Here is a 21,287-nt window from a genome sequence, read left to right on the forward strand (position 1 = left end):
TGATGAGAAGTGGGACAAGTAGGAAAATCGATGAGCAATACCCGTCACAATGTATTAAGCCTTGCAGTGGCCGTTGCGATCAGCTCTTGCATCATTAATACAGAGGCACTGGCCGCTCGCAAACTGCAGACAAAATATGCCTGGCTTCTGGACAATGGAGGTTCTGAGGATACCCGCAGTGAGGTCATGGTTCAGCCAACTTTAGGTGATGACCAGCAACCAGTACTCAAATCTTTTACCACCACCTATCCCTATGCGCCTTCAGAAAATGACGACTATTCTCGTCCCACTATAGGTATAAGTTTTACAGAAGCTCTTTATGGTATCGGTAATGAGGGCGTTGCCAGTGTTGATCAGTTTGAAACAGGCGAGAATGACGTTGCTCAGAAATATACCAAAGTCCTTAAGGTAGATGGTGAGGGAATCTTCAGGTTCACCCATAACCTTGCAGAAGAGGAACTGGTCATTGAAGTCAGAGGCGGAATGACCGAGCAGGATTCAGTTGCGTTTGTTCGTGAACATTTAGATATCAGGCCACCATTTGAACCCTTAACGAAAATCGCCACCCCCATGCAACTGGCTGATCTGTTGGAAGCTGCCAGTACCAGGACAGGAATCCTCGGCTCAAGTGATCACTATCTTGCCCTTGCTACCATCGAAGTCGAAAAAGTTGCAGTGGATGGACGCACCTTCATGCGCCTTATCGCTTCGGGCGACCAGCCCCCTGAGCTGCATCGTCTGGGTCAATCACTCTTTGTCAATGATGAGGCTCTTCTGGCAGCTGCCGCCTCTGCCTACATCCAGGTTCATATCCTGGGAGAGGATATACAACAGCAGGCTCTGAACGAACTATTGGCAAACAACAAACCCGTCGGCTACGTTGAGCACTTCGGGGATAACACACAGGTTTATCCTGTGCCTGCGGGCTATCCAAAGTTGGAGATAACAGAAGCTCTGGGGGAGGGTATTGTTTTTCATGGTCAGATGTTGAATCCCCATGATGTCGCTTTTGTAGAAAACCTCTATAAACTCTGGGTACAGTCCGGAGGTAATAACCCCACCCCTGCAGTAATCACAATGCTTAGAAGATATAAGATCAGAAGTTACGAGTTCGTCATTCGAAACAGGCAGATGGCACTGCTGGAGAAGTTTGTTGCGCGGCGCAATGCTGGCGTTAACAAAGTTCAACCGACGATCCTTTCCCGCGAAGATAAACTGGCGGCGCGTTCACTTGCATTCTATGAATCTCTCCAGCAGGCATTGGCACTGGCTACTCCAGATAAAACATATGGAACAGAAGAATTTGAGTTCACACTGGAGCACATCAGAATCGCTTCATTAGTCATCACGCCAACCCAGATGTGTAATCAACTCGCAAAACAGTTTGACTTCAAACCCGTACTTAGAAATCTTCTTAAGAACCCGCACTTTTTTCAGATTATTCGCAAGGCGATACCCATCATCGGCGATATCAATGAAGCGCAGATCGATTCCGGAAAAGACCAGGAGTTTACTTCCAAAGTCATGATTGACATGGCCAGACAGCTGCTTGAGTTACACAACAACCTGGAGCAGCAACGGGCAAAAAAGACAAAACTCAAGAATCTGAACAGAAAATTACTTCGCGTAACGGCAGAAGAGCTTGGTATTGAGAACTGGGCTAACCTTCTGCCCAGAGAACAAGTCAGAATCATCAGCAAGAAAATTCAGGAAATCAAGCGGGCAACGGCCACAACCCTTGCTGAAACAGAACAGCCTGACTATGGAATTATCACTACAAAACTGGAAGGCCTTGAGGACCTGTTCGGTATTGCTCCAGACAATGAAAATAATCTTGTTGCCCGCCTTCAGTCTGTTCAACAGCATATAAGGTATAAGACAGAACTGGACGACGGGGAGACTCCGCAGAGACTGGACAACATGGAAACTGAGCTCGGCCTGATCTCTGACGAAGAAGATGCCCCGGAGGCTCGTCAACAGGCCATTCTGAAACACCTCGAACAGCAGGAAGCTCTGGTCAAGCGACACCTTCAGACAACCGTTACAGACGCTGAAAAAGCAGCGACTGAAGAGTCTGTGGGACTAAAATCAGACGCTTCTGAAACCAATAAACAACGGATTAATGCCCCGAGAAACAGGCAGGCAGAGCCGGGCGGGGGTGATACTGCCCCGCGCCCGGCAGGTATGAAAGAGTCTGTTACCGGCATGAAAGAGTCTGTTACCGGCATGAAAGAGTTCGCAGCTGCAGTGATCGCCAACTACGTTCTTGATGATATTGCTTTTGACAATGGCCACAGGACGGCAACATTCCTGACCAATATTCAGGATACCCTGACACCTTATGCCAATGTTGCCGGACTATCTGAATCAGACTTCATCAAGATTATCCATGGCACATTAATGCAGGCCCGTGCCGCAACGGTTGCACGACAGCTACTGGATTACTGGATCAAACCCTCAGCCTTCCTGTTGCAGGCTGTGACCTGGTACTACTCCAGCTACAAACCCCTGCTGGCGACCCACACCTCCCGGCAGGCCGCCGGGCTATCTCTCTCAAACATAGCATTCCTCTATCTTCTGGATCTGACCAACAGAGGTGATTACCTGCACCGGATGCTGACACCTTTCCAGCACTGGCTGGAAGGCTACGGTGTTGATCTTGACCGAACCGGTCAATATGCCTATCACCGTGGCATTGAACAAATCTCTGAGCTGGGCGGGCTGGCCATGCCATTGGGCAAAGCCGCGTCTTCAGTCATTCTGCTGAAAACCGGCACCACGCTGTTTGCCCGACAGTACAACGCCAACCTGCAAATGTATCGAAGCATTTCCCGTCTGGTGCCGGAAATAGTCAAATCCATGGGTTCCGGTCAGGGAGTTCAGATACCGCTGCTGCAAAGGGTGACACCACAAAAAGTGAAAACCCTGGCTTCGGCCACAGCCGGTCTCGTATTGGGTCCGGTAGCCACGGTCGGAACATACGCCCATGGCCTTTTATCAGGATTCACCTATGCCCAAACCTTCGGATTCGCGCTGGCGTCGAGCCTCACTTTCGACTTCTTTATGAACGACAACAAGATGCTCACTCAATGGCTGGGTGGGCCACTGGGCCGCAGTCTTGACAGGATTAATCGCTGGACAGGCGTGGGGGAAACGACAGATGAATATGTGAAACGTACGACTATTGCCAGGCCTCAAAGCTTCGATGAAACCGATACAGACTATGCAAACGGTGTTAAAGCAAACAACACTCTGTATGGCTGGACTCGACACGAAAATTACCTGCAGTTCCGCGAACGCCGGGATCGCACCATGAAACTGTATGAGGATGGCTGGGAGAAATACTTCAGGGAAAATTTGCCCAAATGGTCATTCTCCCATGCAGAAAGCATTCCTTACTTCTACACTCTTGGAGCCTTCTACGAGTAGCAACAGGGCAATAATAAGAAAGCGCCGGTGAATAAATCAGACAACAAACAACCACCAGCATTGTCACAGCAGTGACAAAACACCGGTTATGGAGACATGTGTAAGCTTACCTTCTGAGCCCACAGACATTTCTCCGTTAACGTAAAAGAGCCTTGAAGCCACTCGAATAAGTGATTGACAGCCATAAGCGATTGGGAGTTGTCATTTCGTTTGCCGTAGCAATCACTTTTTACAGTAATAAAAATACTCAGCTTCGAGGTAACAGAATGAGAAATATCCGCCCCAATGCATTAAGCCTAGCCGTGGCCCTTGCCATCAGCTCTTCCATCATTGCTACAGAGGCACTGGCCAATCGCAGGCTGCAGACAAAATCTGTTGATATTTCGGGCAGTGAACAGGTGGAGTTTATCCGTAGCGAGGTCATTGTTAAGCCAACGTTGGATGATGACTCGCAGCCAATAGCCAAATCCTTTACCACCACCTTCCCTGATCAGACTGAAATCAGAGCGGGCTATGACATTCCTTCTGAAGGCTTCACAGACGTTCTTTCCGGCATCGAGGGTGGCGTTGCCATTGTTGATCAGTTTGAGACAGACGAGAATGACGTTGCCCGGAAGTACACCAAAATCCTCAAGGTGGGTAATAAGGGGGTCTTCAGGTTTACCCATAACCTTGCAGAAGAGAAACTGCTCATCGAAGTCAGAGACAGTATGACCCGTCAGGATTCAATTCAGGCTGTTCGCAGTCAATCAGGGGTCGCCTGGGCATTGGAACCCTTTACCGGAATGGCCAGCCCCGGTCATCTGGTGGGAGTGCTGAGAGGTGCGCATGAAAGAGCAGGAAACCCAGGCGAAGCCGATAACTATGTTGCCCTTGCCACCCTTGAAGTAGACAAGATTGAGGTGGACGGGCGCACCTTCATGCGCCTTATCGCCGCAGGCGACCGGCCTCCTGAGCTGCAGCGTCTGGGTCAGTCACTTTTTGTTGATGAAGAGCCGCTTTTGGTAGCGGCCACCACTGCCTATACCCGGGTGCATGTTCTCGGGAAAGATATACAACAGAGAAACCTGGAAGATCTGCTGTCAGACCATAAACCCATCGGCTATGTTGTACACGTCGAGGATGAGACACAGGTTTATCCTGTCCCTGATGGTTATCCAAAACTGGAAGTGACTGAGACTCCGGGGGATGTTGTTGTTTTCCGTGGTCAGAAACAGAACCCCAGCGATATGGCTCTTGTGGAACGCCTCTATATGGTCTTTTGGGGAGGAGGCGGTGATGATCATAAGACAACTGCACGGGTTAAAAAAGACAAGGTCAAAAGCTACCGACACATCATTCGAAACATTCAGATGACAATACTGGAGGATTTAGCTGCAAAGCACGATACCGGACTCAACTTCGGTGAAGAGTACGATGATAGTGTGGTCGAGCTTGAATACTATGAAAATCTTCTGCATGCACTGGCCAGTGCTACTTCATATGGATCAGAGGAAGTTGAATTCAAATTCAAACACGTTGAATTCACTTCGGCGTACATCTCGCCAACCTGGGTGCATATTCAACTGTTAAGACACTTCGGCTTCAGACCTGTACTTAGAAATCTTCTGACTAACCAGCACTTTGTTCAGGATATTCATGAAACTTCACTCTTTCCCAACAGTCATTATGGTGCTCCCAACAATGAACCTTTTAGTGACTCTTCTGGCCATGACGAAGGCTTTGAACCCAAAGTCATTGGCGACTTTATCGGGCAGCTGCTGGAGATGGAAAGCGAGCTGGAGAAGCTCAGGACAATAGAGGCCGTGCTGGTAAAACAAAGTGAATTGAGAATGGAGGAACTAAATCAGTATGTTGAGGATCAGCTTGCGGAGGTTCATGGCAAGATAAATGCTCTGGTAACCCAGATAGAGACGCTGCAACGGGATGTCGATCAAATTCCATTGCTAAAAAAACAAGTTCATGATGCCAGAACAGATGCCACAAAAGCTCGCAACACGCAAACGGCAACAGAGCTTGGTATTGATAACTGGGATGATACCCAGCCTCTGGAAGAGCAAGCCAGACTCATCAGCAAAAGAATTAATGAAATTTACGGATTGGTCGCCGCAACAACAGAGTTTCAAAAACAAGCTCTGGAAGAATCGCAACAAAGCACCAGCTCAGAGGCCAAAAAAACAGCACACATCAAAGCCCGTTATGCAAACATGGCCTTACATTTGAACATTCCGGATTTTGATATCAATGCAGCTGTCGACGATCAGGAAAAATGCCTGCTTGAAAAACTTATGGCAATGCACGCTCAACAGGCAGTTCAACGTCAACAAATTAAGACAATGGGTGATCAACTCGATATACAGCAGGCTTTCATCAAGGCGACAAAAGCCGTTCTGGCTGAGACTCTTGGTATAGATCTGGAAGACCCAACCAACCTGGAATCAATGCTGCATAACAAACTCTTCGATCTTTCAAAGCTGGAAAATGAACTGAAAGACATCAGAACACCAGGCCACCCCAAAGTCTTGCCTGAAGTATTCGAGACACTTCTTGCCGTGGAAAGCGCTCTGGAGGAAGACCCCCTCCCCGAAGAGGAAGATGTGTATTTCCATCGTCAGGCCATTTCTGAAAAAATGCGGGCACACATCGGAGCAATCGGAGAGCAGTCAGAGGAAGAAGCCCTGGCCATACTGCAATCCCTGGAACGATTACTCAACATCGAAATCAATCAAGGTGATAACAAAGCAGCAAGACTGAATAGGGTTCGTGCCAGATTTGATGGCGGTGATATCTCGAATCACGTGCTGGATCAGATGGACAAGATCCTGTTATGGGAAGGTGAAAGACCAGACGTGGTGCGAGATCTGAAAGAAGATCTGGAGAGAGGTCTGCTGGAGACGGATCAGGTGCTCTCAGGTATTCGTCACGGTATTACCTTTAAAATCGAACAATCGGATCAGCGCGCCAGAATACGACAGGAAGAGTATCTTATTGCTCTGGAGCAGAAGCTAAATATCGACCTTTATAAAAACCCTGCTGCTAAAGAAAGAGGCAAAACTTTCATAACTAAACTGGCCAGTGATCTGCAGGTAGGGTTTGAAGACGATGCCGACCTGTCTCACCAGAAGAAGGTTCTGAGAAACAAAATTCAGGAATTACGGATAAAAGTAGTCGCAAAATATAGCGATGAAGCCGTCAAAAGAACCTTAAACCATCAGATTGCAGGTCAACTCAATATGAAGGACTATGAGGATCATGTCGGCACAGACGAACAGAACAGTCTGATTAAGGCAAAACTTGAACAGCTGGATGATGAACTTTTCAGAGCAGGTCTGCCTGACCTTAATGAGCGTATTGCAGCCATTGAGAATGAGCTTGACAGGCAAATGGCTCGCCTGGAACCTAAACCCCGATACGTTCTTGATCGTGAGGTAGCCACAGCCAGGCGAGCATTAGAAGAAGCTGAAACTGAGCACGAAGCTATTTTTCAAAAAAAAGTGGGTAGCCTTTCTGATCTCCGGTATATCCCGGATGAAGAAACGCCCCTCAATCTGGCATTGAAACAATTTCAGATCGGCCTGGGTCTGTCTGCAGGTGACAAGCAAACCGATCAGGAGCGAAAAAGGGACATCGTAAATAACCTGCTGGAATACAGTGTAGAAGCACGAGCTGAAATCATTAAGGAACTGGAAGCCAAAACAAATCTGAATGTCTGGATACAATGCTACCCCGATTCGGTGGAAGCAACTTTTTCTATTCAAACCTATCCAGTGCCTGGTCGGGACGCAACGGTTGAAGACGATAGAGCGTGGGGTGGGCTGCCTTTTACCCGTGAAAAGTACAGTCAGGTCACGGAATTCCTGCTTGAGCACGACAAGAAAGCTACGGATTTAGCCAATGCGATGACTGCAGAGGTTATTGCACGAGAGACTCTGGCTCGTAAAGAACAGGAGCTGTTCGAATCAGGAGACGTCAATGAGAAGTCTGCAACCTCAAACAAGATCGACATGGATCCGCTGAATTCAGACCTGAATGATAAAAGTGAAACGGTATCAAATGCAAAACAAGACCTGGAGGATCATGACGCGCTTCTTGAACCCACTGAAATATCCCTCGGTCTTAAACCAGGCACTTCTGACAGCAGAGAGCAACGGATTAATGCCCTGAGAGACAAACAGTTACAACTGGGCGGTAATGATGGCACTGGCGGAAAAATCGGGCAACTGCTTCAGCAAGAAGCCCGAGAGGCAGCTGAAAATGCAGACTGGATAGCAAAAATTGCAGCCTCCAGAGCAGAGGTTGAGAGAATGGAAAAAGTCCTGAAGGCTGCCGAAGAAGCCGTCAAAAATTCTGGCGAACCCTTCCAGTACACACCGAAACAGGCAAAAGTTCTGAAAGCTATACACACATTCACTGATCAGCACTTCCTTAAAAAACAAGCCCTGGAAGCAGCGATGGGTCTGGCAGAATCAGCAGTAGAAAGCGGTAACACAATACCCTGCCTCAAGACTTTCGATTTTAACGATGAATTTGCACCGATTCGCTTGCAGGCATTGGCCGGAGACCAACTGACGTTTAAGCAGGCCAGTCATATTGTGGAAGTTTTCAAGAGCCTGGAGACGATCTTCCGGAAACGTCCCTTCAAGCTTGCGGAGTATCAATTTCGGAAAGCCATTGAAAAAGTTCAGATTCTGGTGCAAAGGGCCAGGAATGAGATAAAAACCGCATCTCAGCAATACGACGACGAAATTCATGGCATAAGCTCAGCGGGCGTTCTCTTTGTCGAGCATGTATCCGAGAACCAGAAAAGCTTCTCGAAATTCTGCGCTACCGGTTTTGCCGGTGCTAAAAAGATCAGAGCTATGCTGCGTGAAGGCCTGATCAAAAATGTTGAACTTGAAAACTACATAAAGGCCGTCAGAGGTGTCAAAGGTTATCAGATATCGGATAAATTTGAGTACTTCCTTGGTTATAAACTGGGCGTAGGGCTGTTTGAATTCAGGCATGTTGTCCGGATGCTGACCAATGAGGATGCTGAGGCGTTCATCAAGAATATCTTTGCTTCAGTGACCGGGACGGCAGGCATTTCCGAGCATCAGCCGTGGCACCTGAAAAGCTTACCGGAATACTTCGCCAGCCATTCTGCCAGTGCTAACAAAATCATGGCTTTGCTCCGTGATGGCCTGATCAGCAAAGTTGAACTTGAAAACTACATGAAGGCTGTCAGAGGTGTCGACGGTTATGAGACAGTGGCTGAATTTGAGCACTTCCTTGGTTATAAACACGGGGTCAGGGTGCCTGAGTTCAGGGAGGTTGTCCAGATGCTGTCCGATGAGAGTGCCGAGGCATTCATGTACAGTGTCTTTGCTCCTGTGACAGTAACGGCAACAGGCCCGGCGGGTATGAAAGAGTCGGTCGTCGGCATGAAGGAGTACGCAGCCGCAGTCATCGCCAACTATGTGCTTGACGATATTGCCTTTGAAAACGGCCGCAGGACGGCAGCCTTCCTGACTAATATTCAGGACACCCTGACACCCTATGCCAGTGCTGTCGGTCTGTCTGAATCAGAACTGATCAAGGCTGTCCATGACACCCTGATGCAGGCTCATGCTGCAGCAGTTGAGTGGCAGCTGAAGGAATACTGGGTCAAACCTTCAGCCTTCCTGGTACAGGCGGTCACCTGGTACTTCTCCAGCTACAAACCGCTACTGGCGACTCACACCGTCTCGCAGGCCACCGCTCAGTCCCTCTCGAATATGTCGTACCTCTATCTGCTGGACCTGACCAACAGGGGGGATTATCTGCACAGAATGCTCACACCTTTTCAGCACTGGCTGGAACGCTACCGTGTTGATCTTGAGCGAACCGGGCAATATGCCTACCACAGTGGCATTGAACAAATCTCTGAAGTGGGCGGACTGGCCATGCCATTGGGTAAAGCTGCGTCCTCTGTCATTCTGTTGAAAACCGGCTCTGCGCTGTTTGCCAGACAGCACAATGCCAACCCACATAAGTATCGCAGCATTGTTCGTCTGGTGCCCGAATTGGTGAAGTCCATGGGGTCCGGACAAGGGATTCAAGTACCACTGCTGCACAGAGCGACGCCACAAAAAGTGAAAACTCTGGCTTCTGCCACCGCCGGGCTTGTGCTGGGGCCGGTAGCTACTGTTGGAGCATACGCCCACGGCCTTATATCCGGGTTCACCTATGCTCAAACCTTCGGATTCGCACTGGCGTCAAGTCTCACTTTCGACTTTTTTATGAACGACAACAAGATGCTCACTCAGTGGCTGGGTGGACCTCTGGGCCGGAGTCTTGACAAGATTAATCGCTGGACAGGCGTGGGGGAAACGGACGATGAGTATTTGCAACGTACCGCCATTGCTTCGCCTCAGGGCTTCAGTGAAACCGATGAAGAATACGCTAGTCGTGTTAAAGCAAACAACACCCTGTATGGCTGGACTCGACACGAAAATTATCTGCAGTTCCGTGAACGCCGTGATCGCACCATAAAGCTGTTTGAGAATGGCTGGGAGAAATACTTCAGGGAAAAACTGCCCAAATGGTCATTCTCCCACGCAGAAAGTATTCCTTACTTCTACACTCTTGGAGCCCTTTACGAATCGCAAAAGAGCGATGATCAAAACGTTCACGGTCATGATACGAGAAATGCCTCTCAATAAAGCTTTCCACTGCAACCTCAGCAGACCACTGTGGCTGGTGAACCTTTCAGCTTGCCGGAATAGCCATGAGCGATTTTAAAAGTTGCTTCCCCGCACGGTGAAGCAACCTCTTTTCACGGCAATAAAAACACTCAGCTCTGAGGTAGTAGAATGACAACTGCTCCCCTCAATGCATTTAGCCTGGCAGTGGCCGTAGCAATCAGCTCTTCCATCCTTGCTACACAGGCGCTGGCCGATCGCAGGCTGCAGACAAAATCTGTCGATGTTTCGAGCATCAGTCATGAGGAGTTTACTCATAGTGAGGTTATGGTTCGGCCAACTTTAGGTCATGACCAGCAGCCAATACCTAAATCCTTTACAACCACTTACCCCGATCAGACTCAGGCAAGAGCGGGCTATGAGGTTCCTTCTGAAGGCTTTACGGATGTTCTTTCCGGCATTGAGGGTGGTGTTTCCAGTGTTGATCTGTTTGAAACCGACGAAAATGACGTTGCTCAGAAATACACCAAAATCCTGAAGGTGGGTGATGAAGGGATCTTCAGGTTCACCCATAACCTTGAAGAATATGAACTGGTCATTGAAGTCAGAGGCGGTATGACCGACCAGGATTCAATTGCGGCAGTTCGTTCTCAATCAGGCAATATCCAGCCATTAGAACCCTTAACGAAAGTCGCCAGTCCCGAGCAATTGGCCGCAGTGCTGAGAGCTGCCCATGGCAGAGCTGGAAACCTTGGCGCAAGCGATAACTATGTTTCCCTTGCCACCATTGAAGTAAAAAAAGTTGCAGTGAACGGGCGCACCTTCATGCGTCTTATTGCTTCGGGCGATCAGCCCCCTGAACTCCAGCGTCTGGGGCAATCGCTGTTTGTCAATGATGAGGCGCTTTTGGCAGCAGCCACTTCTGCTTATGCTCAGGTTCATATTCTGGGGGAAGATTTACAACATAAAGCTCTCAACAAACTGTTGTCGTACCATAAACCCGTCGGCTATATCGTACACGTTGAGGATGACAGGCAGGTTTACCCGGTGCCTATCGGTTATCCAAAACTGGAAGTGACTGAAGCTTCGGGGGAGAAGATTGTTTTCCGTGGTCAGAAGGAGAATCCGACCGAGATCGCCGTTGTAAGAGGACTCTATGAGCACTGGTATGAACCTGTTTTTTATGCCGACCCTCCCCCTGATGTATCAACACAGGTAAAAAAAGACAAGGTCAAAAGCTACCTGTACGTCACTCGAAACAGGCAGATGGAATTGCTCGAGGCCATGGCTGCAAATCCCGGTGCTGAATTTAACGAAATAGTGCTGGAGCTTCAACTGTGTATGCTTGCATACTATGAATCTCTCCAGCAGGCATTGATCAGTGCCAGTCCGGATAATGGCGATGAATTTGAATTAACGTTAGGACACATCAGAGTCGCTTCGTCGCTCATCACGCCATTCTGGATCTATGATCATCTCCTGAAAAACTTCGGCTTCAACCCCATACTCAGAAATATTCTGAGTAACCCGCACTTAGTTAAGAATATTCAGAAAGAGATCCCCGATATCAGCGATAACTACCGGGCGCAGGTCGCTAATCCCGGTGAAGACGAACAGTTTGCCTCAAAAGTCATCAACGACATGTCACTCAGGCAGCGGGTTGAATTTGACTGCGCACTGGCAGAAAAACAGGCAAAAGAGGCACAACTCGCCGAGCTAAACGAAAAATTAAAAATTCATGACACCCACCAGGCGGAGGCCGTAACAGAACAGTTTGACGAAGTGGCTGAAAAAGAAGTTGCAGGCAAAGCCCGATTTGCAAACATTGAGAATTTTGATAGCAATGAGGATATTGACGTTCCGCAAGAGCTTCTGCTTCTGAAATACAAGGCATTGAATGAGCAAGAAGGACAACTGATTCGCAGTCTTCAGGCAGCGAAGGCTCAGATCAATTTAGTAGATTCTCAAATCAGTGCCAGAAAAGTTGCTCTGAAAAAAGAACTGGATGACATCAGAACACCAGACTATCCCAGGATCAGGTCTGAAGTCATTGAGACACTGAGTGCCGTGCACAAAGCTCTGAAAATGCCTGATTTTGATCAAAACGACGATGTCTATCTTCATCGTCAGTACATTTCTGAAGACATCCAGAAATATATCAAAGACGCCAGACAGAGGGCAGAGGAAGAGGCCCGGGACATGCTGGATGTGGTTGAAAAAGAACTCAACATCAAAGCCAATGAAGAGGATTACAGTAAAACAAGACTCACCAGGATTGTTAAAGTACTTAACAAGGGTGATCTCTCAAACAGGATACTGGACAGAATTTTGTTTGGGATAGAAACCATTATCTTGTACCGTGAACGCAGAATGCTGGACATGAAGGATCTCAAACTCATCAAGCTTCATGCGAACCTTCACTATAAAGCCGAAAACCCCGACCCGAATAAGCCTGCCAGAAAACAACGGGCCGACCTGCTGGAAGCCGCAGAAAAAGCACTCAACCTAAAAAGCTATGAAGAGGACGGCCAGATAGCAAGACTTGCCCGGGTTCATGCAATACTTGACAGCGAAGATCTTCCTGAACACTTGCTGGATCAGATAGATCAGGCCCTGTGGCAAGAAGAAAGCACAGCCCTGAACAAGAAGGATCTCAGAATCAGGAAGCTTTGTGCAATTCTTAACTATAAAGTCGAAGATTCGTACCTTGATAAGCAAGTCAAAAAACGACAGACAGGTCTGCTTCAAGCTGTAGAGAAAAAGCTGTACATCCATCCTCGTGAAAATCTTGCTGCCTGGGAAAGAGGCAAGGCTTTCACTGCTAAACTGGCCCGAGATCTGAATGTAGCATTTGCAGAGGATGACAGCCTTGCTGAACAGAGTGAGGCACTAAGAGAAAAAATTGAGGCATTAATAGAAGAGCTATACCAGACCGGCGACGACGAAGGTGTCAGAAGAGCCAGAAACAATGACATGGCTTATCAACTCAACATTGAGGATTATGAAGAAGATGCCATTATCGACGACCAGAACAGTCTGATTGAAAAAAAACTCGGACAGCTGGATGAAGCAGTTATGAATGCAGGTCTGCCTGACGTTAACGAGCGCATTGCAGCCATTGAGAATGAGCTTGACTGGCAAATGGCTCAAATGGGTCCTAAACCCAGATACGTTCTTGATCGAGAGGTAGCCACTGCCAAACGGGAGATAGAAGACGCTATAGCTGAGCTAGAGACAGTTTATCGCAGGCTGGCTGCTCATGGTCACAATGAAGTCGATAACGCATCGGGTGAACTGCCGTTAGCCAGAAAAAAATACGTTCAGATCTCAGAATTCCTGCGTGAGCACGACAGGGAAGGTATGGATGAAACCGATGCAATACCTGGAGGGGCTGCTGCACCAGCAAATCAGGAATCAACCCGTCTGAAAGGTGAGATTGAAACCAGAAAAGCAAACATTGAGAGAATGAGGGAAGTCCTCAGGGCTGCAGAGAAAGCCGTCGAAAATGACGGCGGTTCCTTCCAGTACACGCCGGAACAGGCAGAAGTTCGGGCCGCTATGGAAGCCTTCATACAGCAGCACCCTTTCATGCAACAAGCTCTGGAAGCCGGAATAGCTCTGGCAGAGTCAGCGGCAAAAAGCGGTAAGGTAATACGCGACATTACAACTTTCGATTTTGGCGATGAATTTGCACCGATTCGCTTGCAGGCAATGGCCGGAGACAATCTGATGTTTAATCAGGCCAGTCGGATTGTGGCAATCTTCAAGAGCCTGAGGACGAAAGTCGATTGGCATCAGGGTGCCCTGATAGAAATCCAGAGACTGGTGTACAAGGCCAGAAATGAGATCGGCAAAGGCGCTCAACAATACGACGACGAAATTCGTGGTATGGGAAAAAGAGCCATTCACTTCATTGATCATGAACCGGAGGACCTCAAAAGCTTCTCTGAATACTTCGCTACCCGTTCTGCCAGTGGTAACAAAATCATGGTTTTGCTTCGTGAAGGCCTGATCAGCAAGGTTGAACTTGAAAACTATATGAAGACCGTCAGAGGTGTCGGCGGTTATCAGACAGTGGCTGAATTTGAGCACTTCCTTGGTAATAAACACGGCGTCAAGGTGCCTGAATTCAGGAAGGTTGTCCAGATGCTGTCCGATGAGAGTGCCGAGGCATTCATGCAAAGTGTCTTTGCTCCTGTGACCGTAACGGCAACAGGCCCGGCGGGTATGAAAGAGTCGATTGTCGGCATGAAGGAGTACGCAGCCGCAGTCGTCGCCAACTACGTGCTTGACGATATTGCCTTTGAAAATGGCCGCAGGACGGCAGCCTTCCTGACTAATATTCAGGACACCCTCACACCTTATGCCAGTGCTGCCGGCCTGTCTGAATCAGACCTGATCAAGGCTATCCATGACACCCTGATGCAGGCTCATGCCGCAACAGTTGAGTGGCAGCTAAAGGAATACTGGGTCAAACCTTCAGCCTTCCTGGTACAGGCTGTCACCTGGTACTTTTCCAGCTACAAACCGCTACTGGCGACTCACACTGTCTCGCAGGCTAACGCGCTGTCCCTCTCGAACATGTCGTACCTCTATCTGCTGGACCTTACCAACAGGGGGGATTATCTGCACAGAATGCTGACACCTTTCCAGCACTGGCTGGAACGCTATAGTGTTGATCTTGACCGAACCGGGCAATATGCCTACCACAGGGGTATTGAACAAATCTCTGAAGTGGGCGGACTGGCCATGCCATTGGGCAAAGCCGCGTCCTCAGTCATTCTGCTGAAAACCGGCTCTATGCTGTTTGCCAGACAGGTCAACGCCAACCCACACAGGTATCGCAGCATTGTCCGTCTGGTGCCCGAAATAGTGAAGTCCATGGGGTCCGGACAAGGGATTCAGGTAGCGCTGCTGCACAGGGCGACGCCACAAAAAGTGAAAACTCTGGCTTCTGCCACCGCCGGACTCGTGCTGGGTCCGGTAGCTACTGTTGGAGCATACGCTCATAGTCTTATATCTGGATTCACCTACGCTCAAACCTTCGGATTCGCACTGGCGTCGAGTCTCGCTTTCGACTTTTTTATGAACGACAACAAGATGCTCACTCAATGGCTGGGTGGACCTCTTGGACGTAGTCTTGACAAAATTAATCGCTGGCGGGGCGTGGGTGAAACGGACGATGAGTATTTGCAACGTACCGCTATTGCTTTGCCACAAGGCTTTAGTGAAACGGATGAAGAATACGCTAGTCGTGTTAAAGCAAACAACAGTATGTATGGCTGGACTCGACACGAAAATTATCTGCAGTTTCGTGAACGCCGTGATCGCACCATGAAACTGTTTGACAATGGTTGGGAAAAATACTTCAGGGAAAATGTACCTAAATGGTCGTTCTCCCATGCAGAAAGCGTCACTTACTCCTACACTCTGGGTGCCTTCTATGAGTGGCAAAAAGGCGATATTCAGAAAGTTCATGATCATTAAGAGAAATATTTCTACCTGCAATCGTGGCCCTCTGACGGCCACGAGCGATTAAAAGTCGCTTCTTCGCCTGCAATGGCAATCACAGCTCACCGTTATAAAAATTCTCAGCTCTGAGGTAGTAGAATGAGTAAGTTTTGTCCCAATGCATTAAGCCTTGCAGTGGCTGTTGCGATCAGTTCTTTCATCATTAGTACCCAGACACTGGCCGATCGCAGGCTGCAGACAAAAGCTGTCGATATTAAAGACAATGAACATGTGGAGTTTACCCAGAGTGAGATCATTGTTCGGCCAACGTTAGGTGATGACCAGCAGCCAATACCCGGATCTTTTACGACCACCTACTCTTATTACACTGATGTCAGTGCAGGCTATGCCATGCCGGCTAAAAGTTTTATAGGTTTTGCTTCTCATTTCTGTGGGGGTGTTTCCAGTGTTGATCTGTTTGAAACAGGCGAAAATGACGTTGCTCAGAAATACACCAAAGTCCTGAAGCTGGGTGATGAGGAAATCTTCAGGTTTACCCATAATCTTGAAGAAAAAGAACTGGTCATTGAAGTCAGAAGCGGAATGACCGATCCGGATTCAGTTGCGGCTGTCCGTTTTCAATTGACTGGCATGGAATCATTGGAACCGTTAACGAAAATCGCCAGATCCGCGCAACTGCTCTGGCTGCTGGAAGGTGCTGAGAAGAGAGCGGGAAACCTGGGCAAAAGTGATCACTATGTTACCCTGGCCAGCATTGAAGTAGACAAGGTTTTAGTGGGTGGGCGTACCTTCATGCGTCTTGTCTCAGGGGGTGATCGGCCACCTGAACTGAAGCGTCTGGGCCATTCACTCTTTGTCAATGATGATGCTCTCCTGGCAGCAGCGACTTCTGCCTATATCCAGGTTCATGTCCTGGGAGAAGCGTTACAACAGCAAGCTCTTAATGAACTGCTGGCACACAACAAACCCGTTGGCTACGTTGTACACGTCAAGGATGGCTCACGGGCTTATCCTGTGCCTGTGGGTTATCCGAAGCTGGAAGTAGCAGAAGCTCCGGGGGAGGTGATTGTTTTCCATGGTCAGAGGCTGAATCCGGATGATGTCGTTTTTGTAGAAAAGCTCTATGACCTATGGCAGGAAGCTGAGGGTCCCCTACCCTCCCCTGCAGTATTAACAAAAGTTAAAACCCATCAGGTCAGAGCCTACCAGTACGTCATTCGAAGCAGGCAGATGACAGTGCTGGAGGAGTTTGCTGCGCGGCAGAATGCTGTATTCAATCAGGATCAACCGACGACACTTTCAAACAATGATAAACGGGCGATGCGTGCGCTTGCATTCTATGAATCTCTCGATCAGGCATTGGTCAGTGCCACTCCAGATAAAAAACATAGAATAAGGGAGTTTGAAGTCACACTGGAAGACCTCAGAGTCGCTTCGTCGTTCATTACACCCATCTGGATGCACAATCAACTTGAAAAACATTTCGGCTTCAAACCCGTACTCAGAGATCTTCTGACTAATCAGAATTTTGTTCAGAAGATTGTCGATCATATACCCGTTGTCGTCAAATTAAAGACTGACGGTTTATACGACGACGAACAGTTTGTTTCCAAAGTTCTGGGTGAAAGGGCCAGACAGATGGCTGAGATGTTCAGCAAGCTGGATGAACTATATAGTGCAGAAGCCGAGCTCCTCGTGCTCAAATATAAATTAGAGATTGAATCGGATAGAGCCGATGCCAGTGATGAGAAAAAACTGGAATGGCAACAAATTTATCAGAAAGTTAAGGCTAAACATGCATGGACTCTTGCTAAGCTGCAAGATCAGAAAACTCTGGTAAAGACACTTATGCAGGAGGTCAGGCAATTCCCTCTGCTGGAACAACAAGTTTCTAATGCCAATTTAAAAGCCATAAATGCTCGCCATTCTAAAATAGCAAAAAAACTTGGCATGGATGACTGGGATGACACCCAACCAGAAGTTGAACAAGTCGAAAACCTCTTGAAGAAAATTGATGATATCTGCGATCCGGCTTCCATTAAAAGTCAGCTCGCCCCAATCAACAAAGCTGATCTGCAAGCCCGCCACCAGACCCAACACCTTCAGCAACAGAGCACCAGAAAAGAGGCTGACAGCGAAGCTGAAATAAAAGCCCGTTATGCAACCCTCGCTATTCATTTAAACATTAAGGATTTTGATAACAACGCAGACATTGACGTTCAGGAAGACCATCTGCTTCAGAGAATTGAGTCACTGACTGCTGAAATACAGCATGCTTATAGACTGAATGACGAACAAAAACACCTGCTTAACAAACTGCAGTCAACGAATGCTCAACTCAACCCCATTCAAGAAAGTTTGCTTCAGAAAATCCAGACACTGAATGATGATGGCGATATGAAAAAACCTGACGTCAAATTCATGCAAGACGGTATCGCAGCGATTTTGCGTATCGTAATGAGTAAAGACGACTCATTGGCAAAACACATTCCACAGATAGAAGCAATGCATCAGAGTCTTGCAGATTTGAAACAGGAACTGGAAGACATCAGAACACCAGGCCACCCCAGAGCCATGCCGTTAGTCCTTGAGAAACTGGCTGCCGTGGAAAAAGCCCTGGAGATGGATGACCTCAATAGCAAGGGCGATGTCTATTACCGTCGTGGCGCCATTTCCGAGGCAATTCAGACATCTATCACAAAGGCCAGGCAGGCGGCAGAGAAAGAGGCCCTGGAGATACTGGAAGAATTAGAAGAAGCAGTCAACATAAAAGCCAATGAAGGTGATGACAACACAGAAAGAGTTGACAGGATTCGTGCCAGGCTTAAGGACGATGAAATCACTGAAAAAACGCTGAAAGGTAATTCCATCTGGGAAGATGCTATGTACCAAATAAGAGGAGTAAAAGTCGAGGGAATTGATGGGACTCTCGCCTTTTTTGTCGAAGAAGTGGATGAGCGAGCCATAGAAGAACAGAAAGAGATACTTAGAGCTGTAGAGAACAAGCTGAACATCGACATCAGGGAAAACACTGCTGCTATAGAAAGAGGCAAGCATTTCGTTGCTAAACTGGCCGATGATCTGAAACTGGAATTAAAAAAAGATACCAGCCTGGATGACCAGAAGAATGCCGTGAGAGAAAAAATCCGGGCATTAAGGGACATAGTAGAAGGCTTCTGTGACAATAGAGGTTCCAGAAAAGATACAAACAATGAAATTGCTCGTCCACTCAACATCGAGGGTTATGAAGAAGATGAAGATCTCATCTACCAGCAAAGTCTGATTGGACTAAAACTCCGAGAGCTGAATGATGAAGTTTACCTTGCCGGTCAGCCTACCGTTAATGAGCGTATCGCAGCCATAGAAGATGAGCTTGACAAGCACATGGCTCACCTGGGACCTAAACACCGATTCGTTCTTGATCGTGAGCTAGCCAGAGCCAGTCGGGTAATAGAAGAAGCTGAAAGTGAGCTGGAAACTGCTCATCAAAAACTGGAGGCTATGTTACAACCGGACGGTGATGACAGTACTGGCAGCAAGACCCGGGAACAGGCCCGTCTGGAAGCTGAGATTGAAGTCAGGAAAGCAGACATTGAGAGAATGAAAGATGCCCTTGAGGCAGCCGGGAGAGCCGTCGAAAATGATGACGGCCCCTTCCAGTACACGCCGGAGCAGGCAGAAGTTCTGGACGCCATCCACACCTTCACGCAGCAGCACTCACTCAAGAAACAGGCCCTGGAAGCCGCCATGGGTCTGGCAGAATTAGCCCTGCAAAGCGGTGAGGCCATACCCGACTTTACGACTTTCGATTTTGGCGAAGAATTTGCACCGGTTCACCTGCGGGCATTGGTCGGAGACGCTCTGACCTTTGATCAGGCCAATCGGATTGTGAAAATTTTCAAGAGTCTGAAGAAGACCTTCCCGGCCCCCCTTTTTGAGCCTTTGGAAAATCAGCCTTCGAATGTCCTGAAAATAATCCAGCAGCTGGTAAACAGTGCCAGGCATGAGCTGCAAAGCGGAGCTAAACAATACGACGACGAAATTCACAACATGGCCAAAACAGCCATTCACCACGTCGACTATGAACCGGGAGACCTGAACAGCTTCCCGGACTACCTGGCTGCCCGCTATGCCAGTGCTAACAGGATCATCGCTCTGCTGCGTGAAGGTCTGATCAGCAAGGTTGAACTCGAGAACTACATGAAGGCCGTCAGAGGTGTCGATGGTTATCAGACAGTGGATGAATTTGAACATTTCCTGGGCTACAAACACTGCGTCAATTTGCCTCACTTCAATAGCATTATCCAGATGCTGTCCGACAGAGGTGCTGAGGAATTCATGCAGATGGCCTTTAACCCTGTGCCCCTCACTGCCACTGGACCGGCGGGTATGAAAGAATCTGTTGCCGACATGAAAGAGTATGCAGCTGCAGTCATCGCCAACTATGTTCTTGATGATATTGCTTTTGACAATGGCCGCAGAACGGCAGCATTTCTGGGCAATATTCAGGAAACCCTGACACCTTACGCCAATGCCGCTGGCCTGTCTGAGTCAGACCTGATCAAAGCTATCCACAACACATTAATACAGGCTCACACCACAGCAGTTGAACGGCAGCTGTCGGATTACTGGGTCAAACCGTCCGCCTTCCTGGTACAGGCTGTGACCTGGTATTACTCCAGCTACAAACCGCTACTGGCGACCCATACAACCTTGCAGGCTGCCGAGCAGTCTCTTTCAAACATGTCGTTCCTCTATCTTCTGGATCTGACCAACAGGGGTGATTACCTGCACCGGATGCTGACACCTTTCCGGCAGTGGCTAGAACACTTCAGTGTTGATCCTGACCGAACCGGGCAATATGCCTGCCACAATGGCATTGAACAAATCGCTGAAGTGGGCGGGCTGGCCATGCCATTGGGTAAAGCCGCGTCCTCAGTCATTCTATTGAAAACCGGCTCTATGTTATTTGCCCGACAGCACAATGCCAATCCTCATAGTTATCGCAGCATTTCCCGGCTGGTGCCGGAAATAGTGAAATCCATGGGTTCAGGACAGGGAGTTCAGATACCGCTGCTGCACAGGATGACTCCACAAAAAGTGAAAACCCTGGCTTCAGCCACCACCGGCCTGGTACTGGGTCCGGTCGCCACTGTCGGAGCATACGTCCACGGACTTATATCTGGGTTCACCTATGCACAAACCTTCGGATTCGCCCTGGCGTCTAGTCTCACTTTCGACTTTTTTATGAACGACAACAAAATGCTCACTCAATGGCTGGGCGGGCCTCTGGGCCGGAGTCTTGACAAGATTAATCGCTGGACAGGCCTGGGGGAGACGCAAGATAGATATTTGCAACGTACGGCTATTGCTTCACCTCAAGGCTTCAGTGAAACCGATGAAGCCTATGCAAACCGTGTAAAGACCAACAACACGATACCTGGCTGGACTCGACAGGAAAATTATCTGCAGTTCCGCGAACGCCGTGATCGCACCATGAAACTGTTTGACAATGGCTGGGAGCAATACTTCATGGAAAATGTCCCCAGATGGTCATTCTCCCATGCAGAAAGTATTCCTTACTTCTACACTCTTGGAGCTTTTTACGGTTTGCAAAAGGGCGATGATCAGAGAGTTCACGGTCATAATTAGAGAAGTGCCTCTCAATTAAGCCTTCCACCTGCAACCCTGGCAGACCAACATGACAGGTCTGGTGAACGTTTCATG

General features: G+C 48.4%; 4 protein-coding genes. All 4 read left to right on the forward strand.

Annotated features, from left to right (window positions below):
* Positions 1–30: 30 nt before the first annotated feature.
* The 4 genes from ACOJUN_RS25440 to ACOJUN_RS25455 all read left to right on the forward strand — a co-directional run bounded on the left by ACOJUN_RS25440 (position 31) and on the right by ACOJUN_RS25455 (position 21,212).
* On the forward strand, positions 31–3,429 hold the full coding sequence (locus tag ACOJUN_RS25440; RefSeq protein ID WP_422134627.1) for a hypothetical protein: 3,399 nt from the start codon (positions 31–33) through the stop codon (positions 3,427–3,429).
* Positions 3,430–3,695: 266 nt separating this feature from the next.
* Positions 3,696–10,109: a hypothetical protein gene (locus ACOJUN_RS25445; RefSeq protein ID WP_422134628.1), complete on the forward strand. Its 6,414-nt coding sequence runs from the start codon at positions 3,696–3,698 to the stop codon at positions 10,107–10,109.
* A 150-nt stretch (positions 10,110–10,259) separates the two neighbouring features.
* Complete coding sequence (locus ACOJUN_RS25450) at positions 10,260–15,575, forward strand: hypothetical protein (protein ID WP_422134629.1); 5,316 nt, start codon at positions 10,260–10,262, stop codon at positions 15,573–15,575.
* A gap of 123 nt (positions 15,576–15,698) precedes the next feature.
* A complete protein-coding gene (locus tag ACOJUN_RS25455; protein WP_422134630.1) occupies positions 15,699–21,212 on the forward strand; it encodes a hypothetical protein in 5,514 nt (1,837 codons plus the stop codon).
* The last annotated feature ends 75 nt before the right edge of the window (positions 21,213–21,287 follow it).

This window comes from Endozoicomonas sp. ALD040, from assembly GCF_049275945.1.
Taxonomy (GTDB): domain Bacteria; phylum Pseudomonadota; class Gammaproteobacteria; order Pseudomonadales; family Endozoicomonadaceae; genus Endozoicomonas_A.

What these genes read in the sequence shown, in the direction of transcription:
- ACOJUN_RS25445 (WP_422134628.1), top strand. Translation starts at nt 3,696, where the DNA reads ATGAGAAATATCCGCCCCAATGCATTAAGCCTAGCCGTGGCCCTTGCC.
- ACOJUN_RS25450 (WP_422134629.1), top strand. Translation starts at nt 10,260, where the DNA reads ATGACAACTGCTCCCCTCAATGCATTTAGCCTGGCAGTGGCCGTAGCA.
- ACOJUN_RS25455 (WP_422134630.1), top strand. Translation starts at nt 15,699, where the DNA reads ATGAGTAAGTTTTGTCCCAATGCATTAAGCCTTGCAGTGGCTGTTGCG.
- ACOJUN_RS25440 (WP_422134627.1), top strand. Translation starts at nt 31, where the DNA reads ATGAGCAATACCCGTCACAATGTATTAAGCCTTGCAGTGGCCGTTGCG.